We start from the raw sequence: 17,599 nt of genomic DNA on the forward strand, positions 1-17,599 counted from the left end.
TATTTAAGAAGCTTCTTAAAAAGAACATCGATTTCAATTGGGAGTTTGGTCTATCCCTAATCTTAATGCTCTGTGTACCAAGATTAATTTTGGCAATTCAAGCGAACCAAAATACAGATTATCAATTTATTGGCGCAATAATGGTTTTGTTATTTATCATACCCCTTTATATTTCTAAGCAGGCTGGGATTGAAAGCCATCGGTTTGTCAGAAAACCTCCGATCATTCCGTTCTTATCGTACATATTGATTTCATTTACATGATTGCTTTTCACTTAGATCAGCCTGTTGTGTACATTATAAAAATAGCAGCCAATATTAAAAATGATACCACGACCGGGACTACAGTAGACCTGCTTCTATATTTAAGATCTTTCGGAAACATAAGCCCGCGAATAAGAGATAAGCCGACTACTCCAATACCTGAAAGAAACAGCCTGATATAAAAACTACCATCGGTGATGTCCATATAGTTTCCACCTATATAATCGATAATAAAAATCTGTAACAGAGTGAAGCCTATTGCAAATAACAAAGAGACAACAGCCCCCTTGATATCTTTTATTTTTACGAAATTTAAAGCCTGGAGCACAGCGCCGAAAATAACTCCAAAAAACAGACAAAAAAATAATATCGCGCTATTTTTATATAGTTTGATAGCATCTTCATCAGTTGTAGCTCCCTCATCCCAAGAATTCTCCTCCGCAAACTCTGCTTCTCGTTTCTTATTGATCATCAATTCGATCTGCTCTGATTCAGCGGGAGCAAAATCTCGTCCCCTATCTTTAAGAATCTCATAAGCATATTGAACAGCATCCGCTACTGATCTACTATCTGGTTTTATATACTTTTCAAGCTCGTTGTCTGAGAGCTTTTTGATTACACTTCTATTTACCATAAATTTTCTAATCCTTCACTTAATTACTCCTGTTATAATGATATTTTTACAATGACTATTAATGATCGTCTCATCTTGCTCATCGGAAAATATATGCAGTTCGAGGGCAAAATTCATCTTCAAAGCAGGACATACCGAAAGTGGCGCCAAAAGTTTTTGATGATATAAGCCTTGTCTATTTTAATAAGTTAATTCAAGTTATCAAAAATAATTTACTCCAATAAAACTATTTCACATCGGCTTCTGTTCTTACTATACAAAGCAGCTATTAGTTACCTTTCGAGAGAAAGGATCAACATAAAAATTGGCGTAGTGCAGTGAAAATCCAATAGTATTCAAAACACATTGGATGACGAAACAAAAAAGAGGAAACGATAGGAAACATAAAAATTACTGTACAGATAAACGCTATGATAAAGGGTCTGATTAATATCGCCCTTTTGACTTAATTGTTTACTAATCGTACCTTCCCTCAATCAGATCGCTTTTGTTATTTGATGATTAACTACTTTAGGAAGTCTTCTTTTTAGAATCCCTCTTTCATTCCTCAACCCTCTACAAATTCCAAGATGTCTCCCGGCCGGCATTCTAATACTTTACAGATTGCTTCCAATGTGCTAAACCTTATTGCTTTGGCTTTTCCAGTTTTTAATATTGAAAGATTTGAAAGTGAAAGATCAACTTTCTCTGATAGTTCGTTCAATGACATTTTTCTCTTAGCCATCATGACATCTAAATTTACAATTATCGGCATCTTATACGGTTAAATCATTTTCGTTTTGTAATTCAATTCCTCTGCTAAAAATAACAGATATCACATAGATTACCGCAGCCATTAAAATAAATGCTTGGCTATCGGTCCAGAATTGATTTAAGCTTCCGCCTTCGTAGCCTTTCCTTAGAATTCTACCCACGGTTTCTTGTGCAACATAACTCAACAGCCCAATTGAAAATGTTAAATAACTGATCTTTGTAATCTGTTTGGAAACTAAATTATTGAAGGGTTTATTCAGATCCAATTTGTGCATCATTTCGACCACCAGATAAAATAAATGTGCTTTCAATACTGCAATGACAATGATAAAAGAATAGATTGTGTAAAAAGACATTTGGCTCTGCCTGTACATAGCCGACAGATCAAGTTTTTGATAGAGTCTTCCAACCAGTTCCGGTTTGAAAATACTGAAAACGAAATTAACAATAATGGCTCCTGCTTCAATAGATAATCCAACAAATATGATCCAGGCGACTACGAATAATCCTTTAAAAACGATGTTGTCCATTTTTTTCATAATTGATAAGTTTTATATTTAATGCAATAATAATAAATATTTAGCGATTATCACTAAATATTTATTATTTATTACAAAAAAAATCAAGACGCCTTATCAAGTATTATGTATCGAGAGGACCTAAGTAAAACCTACTGTATAAGCAAAAGGTTAGATAAAGAGTCTGATTAACATCATGCTATTTTGACATTAAAAAAGCCATATCTTCCGATATGGCTCTCCAACATATATTTTTATTTTAAACGACCTGCTTATTTGTACGAATTGATCGACTCGGATACTTTCCAGCTGTCGCCGTCACGAACCAAAGTCACCAGATCTGTCTTAGTAAAGTCTTCAAATTTCAAAGTTACTTTGGCAACCATGTATTCCGCTGATTCCTCGATGATATCGGTGCTTACCACACAGTTTAGTTTCTCCCCTTTTTGTTTTTTCAAGGATTTGATTACCGCATCGCGACTATGTGACTGAGCTTTGGAAGATTGAATCTTTTGGCTGAAATCTTCGGCAAATAGTTGCTCTACTCCTGCTGACTCGCCTTCGGTCGTTACCACGACATAGTGGTTAAGGGCGAAGTCTGCTGTAGAAAGGTTAACGTTTGCATTTGTTGCTTTTGTGCCTGGTCCTTCAGCTGCCATAGCGAATGTGGATACTGCGATTAAAGCTGCTGCTGCGAATGTTTTTACTAGCGTTTTCATAATGTCTTTATTTTATTGTGTTAGTTCTGTTATTCTTATTCGTTGACTCAAAACTACGACACAATACGCTTCTAGCCTATGGGCTTTAGACTAACGGATAGGAAAACTCGGTGAATGGCGGGAATGGGGAGGTTAATCAAAAGCCCTAAAGCAATACTTATTTTTTTACGGTTACTACAACCTTATGGTCTGTCTTATTTGAATGCTTATCACTTGCTGTGAAAGTCAGCTCTAAGTCTCCAGCCACGGTTGGGCGCCCTGATAATTTCATTTGCTCACTATTAAAATTTAGCCAGTCAAACTGGTTGTGGTTAACGCTGTAGGTCAATTGCCTACCGTCGATATCTTTAAAATAATCTTTAGGGACGGATATCTCGAATTTCTCTCCTATTCGAACCGTTATATCAGAAAGAGCATTATAAACAAACGGCTTAAAAAGTTTTGACGTATTGACCCAATAGATATCTGATTCGTTTATTCCTTTTTCTCCAATTTGCAGTCGGGTAAAAAATAGGAACTTATTATCAATACTCACAGATGGTCTTCTGTCCCAATCTTTTGAACTTATTGTTGAATCGATTCGCTGAGGTTCAACCCAGTGATTGTTGATGTCACGATAACTGATATACAAGTCCACCCCGCTTTCATTGTCTGTATATCTACAAAAAATGATATAATCCTCCTTTGGCGAAATGAATACACTTTCCTCATCATTCGAAGAGACAAATTCAGGAATAATATCGACACTTTGATACCTATCATCATTTAGTTTTGAATAGAACAAATCCGCGGTGTGGCAGTTATCTTTTCCAGCACAATTTCTGTTAGAAGAAAAATAGATGGTACCATCAGATGTCATACAGGCATTGGCTTCCCTACTTGTCGAGTTTACCGGAGCTTGTAGCATTTTTGGATCCCCCCACTTATCATTAACCTTCTCAATTACCCAAATATCAGTATGAAAGTTGTCCCTACTAGCTTTATTTTGAGTATAAAGCAGGGATTTACCATTGGGCGAAAAATAAGGAAGATAGGCACATTCACTTTTTAATGGTTCAAAAATCATAGGCTCAGTCCATTTTTTATCAATCTTTTTAGCATAGAATATTTTCCCACTGAAGTCGTCCTTGTTGAGTACCCCAAATGCTAATTCTCGGGTATCAGGTGTAAATGAAATACCATGCTCTAAACGGCCTTGCACTGAAACAATGCCTGGAGCAAAAACTATAGGGATAGAATCAGGAGGGGCCTGCCCAAAATAGTCAGTCGATTCAATAGACGATTTACAGCCAACCAATATAAGAAAGTGAATAAGCGTTAGGATTATTTTAATCATATGTTTCACTAGTTTAATATACCCTTTTGTGCTGCCTTACTTAAATATAGACACAGCTGTCGAATCTTTCAAATTGAAATGCTCCTCTATTATTCTTACATTAACGTCTTCCTTCCAACGGTTTTAGCGATTACTTGACAGGTTTATCCGAACCACTAAGGTGCAAAATTTGCACACTGCTTTTATCCATTTAGTTCACTATCAACAAATACATCAATGATATACCTTGTAATAACACTCATTACTTTCGAAAAATTCATAACATCTCTGCTTAAGATCGACCTTCTACCCCTTTGAAGAAGAAGAAAAATCCATATTGATCATTTACTGACTCGTGACTTGACAAAATTCCCATTGTCAAAGTAGTCGACAATAGAAATTTTGTTAAGTTATCCAGATTTTTTTTAAAGTAGTGGTAGCGCACAATTCCGTAATAAAAAATACAAAATTAAACTCCACATATCTTTTAAGATTTTGTTGGACGAGGTGGAATTGGAGGACGAGGAGTACTCGTATCTCCGCCGTCTCCATAGCTCGAAGTTTGAATTGTCAGAATTTCCGAATGTTCAGTATTAGCAGGCTGACTAATTCCAAACAAAAAATATAAAATTAAGCTCCACATAGTTAGTTGTTTTATTCTTAATTTTTACGGGTTTGGAGGTCTAACGTTTCCTTTATCACCGCCATCTCCATCATCAGTATCACTAGTTTCTGAATGAACGGTGATGTTATCGGATGTTACCTGTTTATTGGCAGGCTGACCAATACCGAATAAAAAGTATAAGATTAAACTCCACATAAAATAAAATTTAGATTGTTTCTATAATTATTGCTTGTTATTATAGACTAGCTTCTAATATAGATAATTATTACAATATTTAATTAACCCGTCAGATTTAAAACTGAGTTTTATTTGCTCTGCAAATTTTGATAGCCTTTTTTTGCTTGTATTTGATTTTCCATCATGCTGTTGTTTTTAATTCTTATACAAACTTAGCCTTCATCTAAAAGTTCCCGAAGGAAAAGAAAGGTGATGTTATCGATAAAATAAAACAAGCGAAAAGTCTTAGCGGAATTTCAAAAAAGAAAAAGTCGCATCTCAAAAAGATGGGTAATATGCCGGCCCGTTGCGACTTTGCTCCCGCCTGGCACAAGAACACCTATTTCAGATAATTCTCTTTAAAATTTCATTATTTTTGAGCATGTGGACACCGATATCAATTGACAAAATAGAACTTCTTATTTTAGAGGCAGAACAAAAAATGGACTCTAAAGCTTTAAACCTTTGGAATCTCATCAAAGTAATTCCTCATAAGTGGCAAGAAAAATCATTTGGAGATGAAGGTGGCGGTTTTTGGGTTGTTGCTTTATTTGGAAATCAAATAATTTATTATAATGACATCGAAGATGGCTTTAATATATCAACATTTGAAATCTATGGCGTTATTGAGCAATACATTTGTAACCAATCTGAATTGACCGCCCCCATTAATTATTTAGTTTCACAATTAAATCAAATCCCTGACAAAATTATTTAGGATAAGATAACGACTTAAATAAAAAAACATAAACTATAAAAAAGCCACATCTCACGACGTAGCCTTAATAAACATCTGATTCACTAGTTGTCAGCTTCAGATATGACCGAGCTGACAACTAATTATTGGATACTTATTTATAGGAGTTGACCGAACTGGATACTTTCCAGCTATTCCCCTCACGGACCAAAGTCACAAGATCAGTCTTGGTAAAGTCTTCAAATTTTAAAGTTACTTTGGCAACCATGTAATCTGCTGATTCCTCAAGAATATCGGTGGTCACTGTACAGTTCAGCTTTTCACCTTTTTGTTTTTTCAAAGATTTGATCAATGCGCTACGGCTATGGCTTTGTGCATTTGCCGATTGAACTTTTTGGCTGAAATCTTCGGCAAACAATTGTTCTACACCTGCTGCCTCTCCCTCGGTTGTTACCGCAACATAATGCTCAAGGGCAAAATCTGCTGTAGAAAGGTTAACGTTTACTTTTGCTGATTTTGAACCAAGGCCTTCAGTTGCCATAGCGAAAGTGGATACTGCGATTAAGGCTGCTGCTGTGAATGTTTTTACTAATGAGTTCATAATATCTTTATTTTATTGTGTTAGTTCTGTTGTTCTTATTTGTTGACTCAAAACTACAACACAATACGCACCTAGCATACAGGCTTTAGAGCAACGGACAGGAAAACTCGGTGAATGGTGGGAATGGGAAGGTGAAGTTTGCTTAACATCTTAACAAATGAATATTTGCTTATCTTTAAGAAAACGTTCTGATATGGTTGACTTAGCACGCAGAAAGGTACTTGCGTACCATTTAAGACATTTAACCATCGGGCTTATTAGCAATGATGAGTTTGAAGAGGAGATATTAGATAATGTTTCCTTTGGTTATCTTCCTGAACATTATTATTCTTCAAAACAAGCCAAATTTGATGATCCTATCATAAGACCAATGCTCGAATTAAGCTGGTGTTTATATAGCGACTTAGAAAATCATAAACTTTCTGGCAAATACCAGTTTTCTGATAAAGAACTGAAAGACATTGCTCGATTTATTTTATTTCTAAATTCAGATTTTGAGTACGAGTGGCCTTATTTTGATCATATAAATCCGCTATTACGGTTTTCATTTAAAGACTTGTTATTTACTGCCCTGAGTTTGGGACAACATTATAATGTAAAACTAAATGAGCGGAAAGAGCAGTTTGAAGAATTTAAGCGTTCTGGAGATTATGAACTATGGCCATTTATAAGCAAAGAACAATACGAACAGCAATTGAGAAAACAACCATTTTTAAAGAGCATCTATTAGCAATTTGATATCGTATTCTGCCTATATTGTAACTTAAAATCTATTTAAATCGAATTAGTTTAACGATAATAAAATGGACAATAAAGGCAATAAAAATGCAAACAAAAAGTCGTATGACGAGATGCTCCAGGGCAAAGTCTTCAGTGGAAAGCTTAACATTTGCTTTTTCAGATTTTGATATTGTTTTAATACTTGCCATAGCGAAGTTAGAACTATAATCAGGGCTGCTGCCGCGAATTCATAAAAATGCCCCCAAAAAGTGTCTAACTTTTTGGGGGCACTACAAAATGGTGTTTTCTTCAAAATTGTTCAGTAACTGATGAAACGATTATGAATATTAGGACTTCTTGTCTTTTATAAGTACTGTTCCAAAAAAATAAGCAAAGCGACCAAGACAGCTCCACCCAAAATATTATAAAATATTTCAAGAGGAATTACATCAAAAAAATCTTCTGAAGCCGGTTTAGTCACTTCCTTCCATGAAATTACCTTTCTATACACCACAATAGAGTATAAATTTTTAAAAATGAAATGTGTAGCCTTACCAATTCTGTTTACAACTATAGATCCCCAAATCATTTGCTGTCAATATTTGTTATAAAATTTGTTGTTTTCTTATCTGAAGCTTGATCTGCATCGAGTTCATTTAATAAATTCTCTCAGATTTTTGGAGCTTTCTATTTTTCCATTATTTAAGCCGAAATAATTTGACAACCATATAAAATAAAATATAGCAAATAAATACAGTAACAAAAAGGCGTATGATAAGATTAAGTATATGTAGCGGAATTTCAGAAAACTTAATTTCCCCACTAATAAGGTCCAAAACTATATAAAAAGCAACTAGTATTGAAGAATACTTTATAATAATCCATAGTGTTGTATTTTTTTTCATATTATTAATTTACTCTCTAATTCATACATCTAACGTGCGCTATAGAATAAGTCAACTCAAGTTATCAAATATAATTTACTTCGATAAAACTATTTTAAATCGCCAGTTGTTCTTACAATACAAAGCGGCTACTAGCTACCTTTCGAGAGAAAGGTTCAACATAAAAATTGGCGTCGTACAGTAAAAATCCAATAGTATTCAAAACACATTGGATGACGAAACAAAAAAGAGGAAACGATAGGAAACATAAAAATTACTGTACAAATAAACGCTAAGAGAAAGGGTCTGATGAGAATCAGACCCTTTTGACGTAAAAAAGCCACATCTCTCGACCTGGCCTTAATAAACATATGATTCACTAGTGGTCTGCCTCCGAATACTATGGCAGACCACTGGCTGTTGGTATTTATTTATACGAATTGATCGATTTAGACACTTTCCAATCATTACCTTCACGTACCAAAGTCACAAGATCTGTCTTGGTGAAATTTTCAAATTTCAAGGTTACTTTAGCAACTATATAGTCGGCGGATTCTTCGAGGATATCAGTGCTTACCGTACAGTTTAGCTTCTCGCATCTTTGTTTTTTCAAAGATTTGATCAACGCGCTACGGCTATGGCTTTGTGCATTGGAAGCTTGAACTATTTGGCCGAAATCTTCAGCAAATAATTGCTCTACTCCTGCTGATTCTCCTTCGGTTGTGACCGTAACATAATGTTCAAGAGCAAAGTCTGCTGTGGAAAGGTTAACGTTTGCTTTTGCTGATTTTGAACCTGGACCTTCTGCGGCCATAGCGAATGTAGAGATTGCGATTAAGGCTGTTGCTGCGAATGTTTTTACTAATGCTTTCATAATGTCTTTACTTTATTGTGTTAGTTTTTTTGTCTGTTCTTATTTGTTGACTCAAAACTACAACACAATACGCCCCTAGCCTACGGGCTTTAGACCAATGGACACGAAAACTCGGTGAATGGCGGGAATGGGGAGTTTAAAAGCAAATAAGCATTTTTTTTGCCTCTACATGAGAAACAAGAGTAATTTTCAGCTATTTTTATCGCTGTATACAAACATAGCATTAAATTGCAGTTGGGATAACGGTATTAAAATAATCTGCAATAAATTAGGACTGAAAAACCGATTTTAAATAGCTTTTAAAATAAAATAGAATGGTTACATATATAGAATTTGGAAATATATTCAATTTGCCAGATGTAAAAAATTATGCGCACGGTTGTAATTGTGCAGGAGCAATGGGAAAAGGTATCGCTTTACAATTCAGGGAAAAATATGGTCAAATGTATCTGGAATATAAAAAGCGTTGTAAAGATGGGAGTTTTAACCTTGGCGATGTTTTCACTTATAACTATGGTGAAGGCACTGTTTTCAATTTAGGCACCCAAAAAACCTGGAAAACCAAAGCTGAACTTAAAGCAATTGAAGATTCCCTTCTCAAGATGCTTATGTATGCCCGACAAAATAACATCAATAAAATAGCGCTGCCTAAAATAGGTGCTGGCTTAGGAGATTTGAATTGGGAAGATGTAAAATCTATAATTGACCGACTTGGTAAAGACTATGCGGACATTGACCTTATCGTTGTAGAAAATTACAAAAACCACAGCTAAAAATGCAATGGCCAATAAAATCGAGATAAAGGATGAAAGTAATTGATTTTGAAATATCGAGCAATAATGGAATAATTTCCAGGATATTCAACAATTTAGGAATTGAAACCTTTACAGAGGCTTGTAAATGGGTTGAGGAGCTTTTTCCGAAGTAATACATCCAAAATAGGCGTTAAAATAATCTTTCATTTTTTTAAAGATGGTAATAACCTTGGTGTCTGACGGTTCTGTACCCTTTACCTTAATACCTACAATCATCTTACCATCACCACAATCAGCATGCCCCTCCAGATATTCAAGCAGGTGATTATCTGAATAAAAGGTCTGATAGACAAAATCAGAAACTGAGGTATAATATAGATCTAAATACTGGGACATCTTTTATTGTATTTTAATAAAAAATCTTTCGAAATGTACTTAAACTCGTCAGGAATAAAAACCTTCCCATTGATATGGTTGAGGGTTGGTTAATTGATAAATTGTCTTTTCTCGCTCATTCAAATCACCATAATACTTAGAGAATTCGATGATATATTCTTCCCCTGTACCCATTCTCCAAAACATATCCATAGCATCTTTACTCGGAAACTTAGACCAGGGGGGATGTAGGGCATTGTTAAGAGGCTCAAAATGTCCGATTTGACGTATAAAATCCCGTGCTTCCATAAGTGCAAAACCCAATAAATTTTGACCTCGCCAACAATATATATTCTGAATATCAACGTCATCCTGTGACAGTCCAATACCCCATATGGCGTCAACGGGACTTGCTTCAACAAGAACTCTATGTTCTGTTTTTAATAGATATTCTGCTAGCGCTGGATGTTGATTAAACTTGTGTATATTTCCGTTCCTAACGATCTCAAACTTTCGTTCGTTCCAAATCTGATCGTCATAACCTTCAACTTGTCTTCCCAATTCTTTAGCTTCTCCCGGTCTATTGCAGTTTATGATTTTCTCAAAGTTCTTTATATCGTCGAAAAGTAATGCTTTTTGGGCCATCATCCAATGTTCGGCAGTCTTATAGGTTATATTATTAACCGTAAACGGGCTTTCATACCATTGACTAAACACAAATTTCCCAACCTCTTGATTTTGCTTATTTGTATGTCCCCAAAAGAATATAAATTTGGAAGTATCTCCATTCTCAAATCTATCTGTTAGCCATTTGATATCGTATTGTGCCATATTACTCAACTAAAAATCTATTTAATTCGGAATACTTTAACAATTATAAAATATATAATTGAGATCATAAAAAAACTTACAAAAAGTCGTATTACGAGACTTAGTACATACAATGGAATTTCAGAAAACTTAATTTCACCTGTAAAAAGGTTTACAAGAGTATAAAGGGAAAATAAAAACAAACAACACTTTATAACAACCCATAGCATTTGATTTTTTTTCATTTTAATTATTTATATACTCTCATTTCCATAGGCATGGCTATCAACTCACAATAATACGAAAAAAATAAAAGCCACATCTCCCGACGTGGCCTTAAATAAACATATGATTCACTAGTGGTCAACTTTTGTAATCGAGCTGACCACTAGTTATTAGAGACTATTTATAGGAGTTGACTGAACTGGATACTTTCCAGTGATTACCTTCACGTACCAAGGTCACCAGATCAGTCTTGGTGAAGTTCTCAAATTTTAGGGTTACTTTGGCGACCATATAATCTGCCGACTCTTCGATGATGTCAGTTTTTACTGTACAGTTTAGTTTCTCCCCTTTTTGTTTTTTAAAGAGTTTAACCAGCTCGTCACGGTTATTGGTAGTTGCATTTGAAGCCTGAACTTTTTGGCTGAAATCTTCGACAAACAATTGCTCCACTCCTGCTGACTCGCCTTCGATTGTTACCGCACCATAGTGTTCAAGTGCAAAATCTTCTGTAGAAAGGTTAACGCTTGCTTTCTCCGATTTACTTACTGATGTTTCAGCTGCCATAGCGAAAGTAGATACTGCGATTAGGGCTGCTGCTGCGAATGTTTTTACTAGATTTTTTTATCGAAATTATTTGTTTTTTATTTGATGATAAAGCTATCATAAGTGCCTTTTGAATACACTCATGATGGTTCATAATGTCTTTATTTTATTGTGTTAGTTTTTCTATCTGTTCTTATTTATTGACTCAAAACTACAACACAATCAGTCCCTAGCCTATGGGCTTTAGACCAACGATCTGGGAAACTCGGTGAATGGTAGAAATGGGGAGGTGAAAAAACTAGACATCCAACTGCTAACATCTATTCAAATGATAAAATTATAGGATCTGCAAAACCAGAAGCAGGAGATTTCAGCATGATTTATGCACGCTATCCAGCAAAAGTATCGTATTCCATAAAGCATTCATCGTTTCGGCGTTCATAACCCAAACGGCACTGTTTTCGTTAATTTTGACAAACTCATAGGTTGAAGTTTTGCCGAGCGTCATTACATTTTTTGTTAAAATACTTAGAAATTCACCGATCGGAATATCGCCTTTAGTCATTAAAGGCGTCATATAATAAATCTTTTCGGCGCCAATAATTGTATAGATTCCATCTTCTCTTTGAATGCCAACGAATGCATTTGCATCGCTTTTATTTAGATGTTGAATTATTTCACTAGTTTCGTCTCTAAATGATTTTCCGGACAGGATATCTAACATATTCCTTTTTATTCTCGCTTTTAGATTAACCTCTTCCATTTATAACTTTTTTTTATAAACATATTTTCTGGGTTTCCGGTCTTAGCGACCTTGAGTCCCATGAAATCAACTCCCTTGTCAGCAGAAATTAGTAATCTATTTTATCCCCATTTTTTGATAGAAAAAACGATACTCCTCGCTCACCAACCTTGACACATTGTTATTAACACTTATATTTTACCCCTTTGATTGCCTTAATTTGCTAATCATAGCTATATAACCTTGTAAAGGTTCATCCGGTGCTGTATTCTGATGGTCAATCACTCTTTTGATTATTTCACCGTTTTTAACAAAAGATATCGCGTAATGTCCAGATGCACCAGTGCCTCCACCAATATATTCGGACTTCAATAAATTTATATCCAAATGATTAAAACCAAGAAAAATATCTTTTCCAATATCCTGATTAACCTGATAACTGGCAATATGACCTCACTATTTTTATAATAGAAATAAGTGAGGTCATATTGCATATTTAGATCAAAGAGGACCAAACTATCTTTTGTTACATTCTTTATTAAATAGGTATGCCAACCTTTTCTTTCAAGGTCCCAAATCCGCAAAGAATCGTTTCTAATTTCAAAATTTGTCACAAATCCAGTGGTCATAGCATTCGCTCTGGATTTTCCAAAAATTTAATTGTTTCTAAAACATTCATAACATCTAAAATTTATAACCGATAAATTATTTTACGCGTAACGACCTGATCGGTTTTATTTCGTTGTTTATTCTTTCTTGTTCGTTTTATCCAATTAGCTTTATCATCGTATTTATAGCTAAATTTATAGTCATCCTCATCCACAACATCACCATATTCGTTATACTTGTATTTCGCATTTTTAACGGTATAGTCGATAAGACCTTTTGAGGTGCTTATTATCTCATTCTGAGTATTTTTTATTGATGTATGGAGGATGTTATTTGGATAATCATACGATGCTGCTTCATAGCCATATTTCCCTCCATCTATTACTAATTTGATCGGGTTGCCTTTCTCATCATTTAAGTACTCTATTTCTTTATAAATATCTGTCGCACCTTCTGTTTTGATCTGTTTAATCAAAAAGTTATTTCGATCATAGTGATATGCTATAACAGACTTATCATTCTGATTATAGGGGCCATTGTTAAATACATTTTTTTTCACCAGCAAAGTATCATCTCTAAACTCATTCTGATATGATCCGCGATAGCCGCGTTCCACAAAATAGCTCTGACCCCTAATAGCTTTCTGTTGTTCATTGAAATAATGAACCTCTTTTCTGGTTTCAGTATTTCCTGAAAGACCATAGAGAATAGATTCAATTTCTACGTGATCAACGAGATTCTTTTTGTTAAAAACAAGGTCACCGTCGCGAGATAATCTTGTGTGTATACTTTGGCCGTTTACAGCGGTTAAAAATAAAACAGACAAAATCCAGTATCCAATAATGATATGTTTAAACCACATACAATAGTATTTAAGATCAATTTTAGGTTATCTTAATTTTTTAATAATACACCAGATATTTTTTATAAAGACAGCAATCAGTCAATTGACATTTACGCCCCATACTAGCTAAAATTATACAAAAAACTTAATTTTCAGAATTAATTGACAACAAAAAAGCCACATCTCACGACATGGCCTTAAATAAACATATGATTCACTAGTGGTTTGCCTTTTTATGACTGGCAAACCACTGGTGATAAGGTACTATTTATAAGAATTGATCGATTTGGATACTTTCCACACATTGCCTTCACGAACAAAAGTCACTAGATCAGTTTTTTGGTAAAGTCTTCAAATTTCATCGTCACCTTGGCCACCATATAGTCTGCAGACTCTTCGATGATATCGGTAGTTACTGTACAATTCAAGCTTTCGCCTTTTTGTTTTTTCAAAGATTTGATCAACGCGCTACGACTATGGGTTTGTGCGTTGGAAGCTTGGATCTTCTGGCTAAAATCAGCTGCAAATAGCTGCTCGATCCCTGCCGACTCTCCCTCGGTTGTGACCGCAACATAGTGGTCTAATGCAAAGTCTGCTGTGGAAAGGTTAACGGTTGCTTTTGCTGATTTTGAACCTGGACCTTCTGCGGCCATAGCGAATGTAGAGATTGCGATTAAGGCTGCTGCTGCGAATGTTTTTACTAGAGTTTTTTATCGAAATTATTTGTTTTTTATTTGCTGATAAAGCTATCATGAGTGCCTTTTGAATACACTCATGATGGTTCATAATGTCTTTATTGTATTAGTTTTTTTATCTGTTCTTATTTGTTGACTCAAAACTACGACACAATCAGTCCCTAGCCTATGGGCTTTAGACTAACGGACAGGAAAACTCGGCGAATAGCAGGAATGGGGAGGTGATTGCACCGAAGATATATAGTATGCAAATAACAATCTAAATATCACTATTATCAGCCTGTTCAAATAATTCGTGTAACTTTTGTTGAAGTAGCTTTTTATCCGGTAATTGTGTTTTATATTCCGCCACCACCGTTGGTGAAAGACTACGGCTCAAAGCATACTCAACCACCTCACTATCTTTATCTTTACATAATAGAACACCAATACTCGCGTTCTCATTGGATCGCTTAACGTCTCGATCAAGAGCCTCTAGATAAAAATTCAATTGACCAAGATGCTCAGGCTTAAATTTATCTACTTTTAATTCAAATGCCACTAAGCACTGTAATCCTCTATGAAAAAAAAGTAGATCGATATAAAAGTCAGAGTTTCCCACTTGTACTTTATATTCTTGGTCAATAAATAGGAAGTCTCGCCCTAGCTCAAGAATAAAATCTTTCATCTGACGAAGCAGCCCTTTTTGAAGATCTCCTTCATTATAGGATTCTGGTAAATTTAAAAAGTCAAAAACGTAGCTATCTTTAAACGCTTTATTAATGTCGACTTCAAATTCTCTCGGCAGTGACGAGAGTTTTACATTTCCAATCATTGTGCGTTCAAAGACGGAGCTATTAATCTGTCGCTCCAACTCCCGGGAACTATATTTTTCCTCGATAGTTAGCTTCAAATAAAATTCCTTTTCTTCAACTGTCTTGGTACGACTAAAAATTAAAACATTATTTGTCCAACTCAACTCTCTCGTCAATGCCGAGAGTCTTTCACTGCTGCGATAAGTTTCGTAAAACTGTTTCATTCGCCAAAGATTCTTATCTGAAAAACCTTTCAATTCAGGTTCGTGCTGCTTAATGAAAAAAGCCAATTCTTTGACGACCGACTGTCCCCATTCGGAAGTTTCAATCCTCGCGCTAATATACTTTCCAATACGCCAATATAAATTCATTAACTCGGTATTTACCGCCTTAATAGCTTTAGATTGAGATTCTTTAATAAGCTGAATAATTTCTACAAAACGCTGCTCCATGTATAAAGGTTTATTTCTCAAATATATGAAAATCTAAAAAAAATTAGCAATCAAAAGAAAATCTTATTATCAGAAAAAACACCACATCAATCGATGTGGTGTCATAACATATATTTATTTAAGATGGCTCCTATTTATACGAATTGATTGATTTAGATATTTTCCAGTCACTTCCCACACGCTCCAAAGTAACCAGGTCAGTCTTGGTGAAGTTCTCAAATTTCATTGTCACTTTCGCTACCATATAGGCAGCTGATTCTTCTAAGATGTCTGTGCTTACCTCATAGTTCAGTTTCTCTCCTTTTTGCTTTTTCAATAGTTTAACTACGGCGCTACGGCTGTGATTTTACCTATTGGAAGCTTGGATCTTTCGGTTGAAATCTTCGGCAAATAACTGCTCCACCCCTGCCGATTCACCTTCGGTAGTGACCGCAACATAATGCCCAAGGGCAAAGTCTGCTGTGGAAAGGTTAACGTTTGCTTTTGCTGATTTTGAACCCGGTCCTTCAGCGGCCATAGCAAAAGTGGATACTGCGATTAAAGCTGCTGCTGCGAATGTTTTTACTAGAGTTTTTTATCGAAATTATTTGTTTTTTATTTGATGATAAAGCTATCATGAGTGTCTTTTGAATACACTCATGATGGTTCATAATGTCTTTATTTTATTGTGTTAGTTTTTTTATCTGTTCTTATTTGTTGACTCAAAACTACGACACAATACGCCCCTAGCCTATGGGCTTTAGACCAACGGACAGGAAAACTCGGCGGATAGCAGGAATGGGGAGGCGAATTTTAATTTTGTGATGTAGGTCACAGCAAATTACCATACGAAATCAGGAAATTTGTTCCAACAAAAAGAAAATCAAAACGATATGAAAGCTAAACAACTCTTTAGACAAATAGGAATATTTTCAGCTTTATTAACCCTAGTGGTGATGCATTCCTATGCAACAAATAGAAAACCAAAAGTTTTATTTGTAGTTACTAGCCACGATACAAAAGGCAATACAGGCGAAAAAACAGGTTATTATCTGGGTGAAGTCTCACATCCCTGGGAGGTCTTAACAGCGGCTGGATATGAGATTGATTTCCTTAGCCCACAGGGCGGGAATCCGCCTGTGGATGGATTAGACCTGAATGATCCCGTTAACAAAAAATTCTGGGAGGATAAATACTACCACAATAAAATCACTCATTCACTCAAACCTTCTCAGGTAAAACCTGAAGAATATAAAGCCATCTTCTACGCCGGAGGACATGGTACGATGTGGGATCTGCCCTTCGACTCGGAAATCGCCAAGATTGCCAGCAAGATATACGAGGCAAATGGCGTTGTTGCAGCTGTATGTCATGGACCTGCTGGCTTAACCAACATCAAACTGAGCACCGGTGAATATTTGATAAAAGGAAAAAAAGTCAACGGCTTTAGCAATGAAGAGGAAGAGCTTGTAAAGCTCAGCAATGTAGTCCCCTTTTTACTGGAAGATAGGCTAAAGGCAATGGGTGGGATTTATGAAAAATCCGAACCTTGGCAGTCGCATGTTACCGTTGACAGCAGATTGATCACTGGCCAAAATCCGCAATCAGCCAAGGCTGTAGGCTTGGCCATCGTCAAGGTATTAGGTGAATAAGGTGTCCCCCCAAGATAATAACATTGGCTTTTGAAAACCCTAGGGCTATCCAACAATTGCTGTACAAGAAAATGTGAAGAGAAAGTAAGTGATCATCATTAGGCCCTTTGACGTAAAAAAGCCAGATCTCCCGAGGTGGCTATAATAAATATTTAATTCACTAGTAGTCTGCCTATAACTTAGTTTGGCAGACCACTAGTTATTAAGATTTTTTAAACGAATTGATCGATTTGGATACCTTCCATTCATTGCCCAAACGCCGCAAGTTAACCAGGTAGCCTTGGTAAAATTCTCAAATTTCAAAG

General features: G+C 35.5%; 20 protein-coding genes. 4 read left to right on the plus strand and 16 right to left on the minus strand.

Going from position 1 to position 17,599, the window contains the following annotated elements; translation table 11 throughout:
* Positions 1-279 precede the first annotated feature (279 nt).
* The 5 genes from AC07UV_RS15815 to AC07UV_RS15835 form a co-directional block, all read right to left on the minus strand.
* Entirely contained in the window at positions 280-897 is a 618-nt protein-coding gene (locus AC07UV_RS15815) for a hypothetical protein (protein ID WP_495184442.1), read from the minus strand.
* Positions 898-1,444: 547 nt separating this feature from the next.
* Complete coding sequence (locus AC07UV_RS15820; protein ID WP_495184443.1) at positions 1,445-1,651, minus strand: helix-turn-helix domain-containing protein; 207 nt, start codon at positions 1,649-1,651, stop codon at positions 1,445-1,447.
* 1 nt (position 1,652) lies between these two features.
* Complete coding sequence (locus tag AC07UV_RS15825; protein ID WP_495184444.1) at positions 1,653-2,189, minus strand: DUF2975 domain-containing protein; 537 nt, start codon at positions 2,187-2,189, stop codon at positions 1,653-1,655.
* A 251-nt stretch (positions 2,190-2,440) separates the two neighbouring features.
* On the minus strand, positions 2,441-2,887 hold the full coding sequence (locus AC07UV_RS15830) for a nuclear transport factor 2 family protein (protein ID WP_495184445.1): 447 nt from the start codon (positions 2,885-2,887) through the stop codon (positions 2,441-2,443).
* Between the two features lie 157 nt (positions 2,888-3,044).
* Positions 3,045-4,223, minus strand: coding sequence for a putative Ig domain-containing protein (locus tag AC07UV_RS15835; protein WP_495184446.1), 1,179 nt, complete (start codon positions 4,221-4,223; stop codon positions 3,045-3,047).
* Between the two features lie 1,202 nt (positions 4,224-5,425).
* On the opposite strand from AC07UV_RS15835, the gene AC07UV_RS15840 reads away from it, so the two are divergent.
* The gene (locus AC07UV_RS15840; protein ID WP_495184447.1) at positions 5,426-5,761 is read left to right on the plus strand and encodes a hypothetical protein; all 336 of its coding nucleotides are present in this window, start codon (positions 5,426-5,428) and stop codon (positions 5,759-5,761) included.
* A 133-nt stretch (positions 5,762-5,894) separates the two neighbouring features.
* Here AC07UV_RS15840 and AC07UV_RS15845 read toward each other — a convergent pair whose 3' ends face one another.
* Positions 5,895-6,341, minus strand: a complete 447-nt coding sequence (locus AC07UV_RS15845) for a nuclear transport factor 2 family protein (protein ID WP_495184448.1) — start codon at positions 6,339-6,341, stop codon at positions 5,895-5,897.
* A gap of 157 nt (positions 6,342-6,498) precedes the next feature.
* On the opposite strand from AC07UV_RS15845, the gene AC07UV_RS15850 reads away from it, so the two are divergent.
* Positions 6,499-7,071: a hypothetical protein gene (locus tag AC07UV_RS15850; protein ID WP_282253098.1), complete on the plus strand. Its 573-nt coding sequence runs from the start codon at positions 6,499-6,501 to the stop codon at positions 7,069-7,071.
* A gap of 1,301 nt (positions 7,072-8,372) precedes the next feature.
* Here AC07UV_RS15850 and AC07UV_RS15855 read toward each other — a convergent pair.
* The gene (locus AC07UV_RS15855) at positions 8,373-8,819 is read right to left on the minus strand and encodes a nuclear transport factor 2 family protein (protein ID WP_495184449.1); all 447 of its coding nucleotides are present in this window, start codon (positions 8,817-8,819) and stop codon (positions 8,373-8,375) included.
* A 314-nt stretch (positions 8,820-9,133) separates the two neighbouring features.
* Here AC07UV_RS15855 and AC07UV_RS15860 point away from each other — a divergent pair, with 314 nt between their 5' ends.
* Positions 9,134-9,592 carry a macro domain-containing protein gene (locus AC07UV_RS15860; protein ID WP_495184450.1) on the plus strand — a complete coding sequence of 153 codons (459 nt, stop codon included), beginning with the start codon at positions 9,134-9,136 and terminating at the stop codon, positions 9,590-9,592.
* Between the two features lie 111 nt (positions 9,593-9,703).
* Here the strand turns inward: AC07UV_RS15860 and AC07UV_RS15865 are convergent, their stop codons facing one another.
* The 9 genes from AC07UV_RS15865 to AC07UV_RS15905 form a co-directional block, all read right to left on the minus strand.
* Positions 9,704-9,970, minus strand: coding sequence for a hypothetical protein (locus AC07UV_RS15865; RefSeq protein WP_495184451.1), 267 nt, complete (start codon positions 9,968-9,970; stop codon positions 9,704-9,706).
* Between the two features lie 48 nt (positions 9,971-10,018).
* Positions 10,019-10,780 carry a riboflavin biosynthesis intermediates N-glycosidase gene (gene ybiA, locus AC07UV_RS15870; protein WP_495184452.1) on the minus strand — a complete coding sequence of 254 codons (762 nt, stop codon included), beginning with the start codon at positions 10,778-10,780 and terminating at the stop codon, positions 10,019-10,021.
* 381 nt (positions 10,781-11,161) lie between these two features.
* Positions 11,162-11,548 (minus strand): nuclear transport factor 2 family protein, encoded by a 387-nt coding sequence (locus AC07UV_RS15875; RefSeq protein ID WP_495184453.1) that lies wholly within the window; start codon positions 11,546-11,548, stop codon positions 11,162-11,164.
* A gap of 349 nt (positions 11,549-11,897) precedes the next feature.
* Entirely contained in the window at positions 11,898-12,290 is a 393-nt protein-coding gene (locus AC07UV_RS15880) for a hypothetical protein (RefSeq protein ID WP_495184454.1), read from the minus strand.
* Positions 12,291-12,960: 670 nt separating this feature from the next.
* Entirely contained in the window at positions 12,961-13,740 is a 780-nt protein-coding gene (locus AC07UV_RS15885) for a hypothetical protein (protein WP_495184455.1), read from the minus strand.
* 308 nt (positions 13,741-14,048) lie between these two features.
* Complete coding sequence (locus tag AC07UV_RS15890) at positions 14,049-14,375, minus strand: hypothetical protein (protein WP_495184456.1); 327 nt, start codon at positions 14,373-14,375, stop codon at positions 14,049-14,051.
* Positions 14,376-14,676: 301 nt separating this feature from the next.
* Positions 14,677-15,663: a PDDEXK nuclease domain-containing protein gene (locus AC07UV_RS15895; protein ID WP_282253081.1), complete on the minus strand. Its 987-nt coding sequence runs from the start codon at positions 15,661-15,663 to the stop codon at positions 14,677-14,679.
* Between the two features lie 130 nt (positions 15,664-15,793).
* On the minus strand, positions 15,794-15,979 hold the full coding sequence (locus AC07UV_RS15900; protein WP_282253080.1) for a hypothetical protein: 186 nt from the start codon (positions 15,977-15,979) through the stop codon (positions 15,794-15,796).
* A gap of 30 nt (positions 15,980-16,009) precedes the next feature.
* The gene (locus tag AC07UV_RS15905; RefSeq protein ID WP_282253079.1) at positions 16,010-16,180 is read right to left on the minus strand and encodes a hypothetical protein; all 171 of its coding nucleotides are present in this window, start codon (positions 16,178-16,180) and stop codon (positions 16,010-16,012) included.
* 355 nt (positions 16,181-16,535) lie between these two features.
* Between AC07UV_RS15905 and AC07UV_RS15910 the strand changes: the two genes are divergently transcribed.
* On the plus strand, positions 16,536-17,294 hold the full coding sequence (locus AC07UV_RS15910) for a type 1 glutamine amidotransferase domain-containing protein (protein WP_495184457.1): 759 nt from the start codon (positions 16,536-16,538) through the stop codon (positions 17,292-17,294).
* Positions 17,295-17,599: the final 305 nt, after the last annotated feature.

Source organism: Sphingobacterium sp. GW821-FHT03E03 (assembly GCF_059420745.1).

Excerpts from the sequence above, each read along its gene's own strand:
- AC07UV_RS15815 (WP_495184442.1), bottom strand. The coding sequence starts at position 897 with ATGGTAAATAGAAGTGTAATCAAAAAGCTCTCAGACAACGAGCTTGAA.
- AC07UV_RS15820 (WP_495184443.1), bottom strand. The coding sequence starts at position 1,651 with ATGCCGATAATTGTAAATTTAGATGTCATGATGGCTAAGAGAAAAATG.
- AC07UV_RS15825 (WP_495184444.1), bottom strand. The coding sequence starts at position 2,189 with ATGAAAAAAATGGACAACATCGTTTTTAAAGGATTATTCGTAGTCGCC.
- AC07UV_RS15830 (WP_495184445.1), bottom strand. The coding sequence starts at position 2,887 with ATGAAAACGCTAGTAAAAACATTCGCAGCAGCAGCTTTAATCGCAGTA.
- AC07UV_RS15835 (WP_495184446.1), bottom strand. The coding sequence starts at position 4,223 with ATGATTAAAATAATCCTAACGCTTATTCACTTTCTTATATTGGTTGGC.
- AC07UV_RS15840 (WP_495184447.1), top strand. The coding sequence starts at position 5,426 with ATGTGGACACCGATATCAATTGACAAAATAGAACTTCTTATTTTAGAG.
- AC07UV_RS15845 (WP_495184448.1), bottom strand. The coding sequence starts at position 6,341 with ATGAACTCATTAGTAAAAACATTCACAGCAGCAGCCTTAATCGCAGTA.
- AC07UV_RS15850 (WP_282253098.1), top strand. The coding sequence starts at position 6,499 with ATGAATATTTGCTTATCTTTAAGAAAACGTTCTGATATGGTTGACTTA.
- AC07UV_RS15855 (WP_495184449.1), bottom strand. The coding sequence starts at position 8,819 with ATGAAAGCATTAGTAAAAACATTCGCAGCAACAGCCTTAATCGCAATC.
- AC07UV_RS15860 (WP_495184450.1), top strand. The coding sequence starts at position 9,134 with ATGGTTACATATATAGAATTTGGAAATATATTCAATTTGCCAGATGTA.
- AC07UV_RS15865 (WP_495184451.1), bottom strand. The coding sequence starts at position 9,970 with ATGTCCCAGTATTTAGATCTATATTATACCTCAGTTTCTGATTTTGTC.
- ybiA (WP_495184452.1), bottom strand. The coding sequence starts at position 10,780 with ATGGCACAATACGATATCAAATGGCTAACAGATAGATTTGAGAATGGA.
- AC07UV_RS15875 (WP_495184453.1), bottom strand. The coding sequence starts at position 11,548 with ATGGCAGCTGAAACATCAGTAAGTAAATCGGAGAAAGCAAGCGTTAAC.
- AC07UV_RS15880 (WP_495184454.1), bottom strand. The coding sequence starts at position 12,290 with ATGGAAGAGGTTAATCTAAAAGCGAGAATAAAAAGGAATATGTTAGAT.
- AC07UV_RS15885 (WP_495184455.1), bottom strand. The coding sequence starts at position 13,740 with ATGTGGTTTAAACATATCATTATTGGATACTGGATTTTGTCTGTTTTA.
- AC07UV_RS15890 (WP_495184456.1), bottom strand. The coding sequence starts at position 14,375 with ATGGCCGCAGAAGGTCCAGGTTCAAAATCAGCAAAAGCAACCGTTAAC.
- AC07UV_RS15895 (WP_282253081.1), bottom strand. The coding sequence starts at position 15,663 with ATGGAGCAGCGTTTTGTAGAAATTATTCAGCTTATTAAAGAATCTCAA.
- AC07UV_RS15905 (WP_282253079.1), bottom strand. The coding sequence starts at position 16,180 with ATGGCCGCTGAAGGACCGGGTTCAAAATCAGCAAAAGCAAACGTTAAC.
- AC07UV_RS15910 (WP_495184457.1), top strand. The coding sequence starts at position 16,536 with ATGAAAGCTAAACAACTCTTTAGACAAATAGGAATATTTTCAGCTTTA.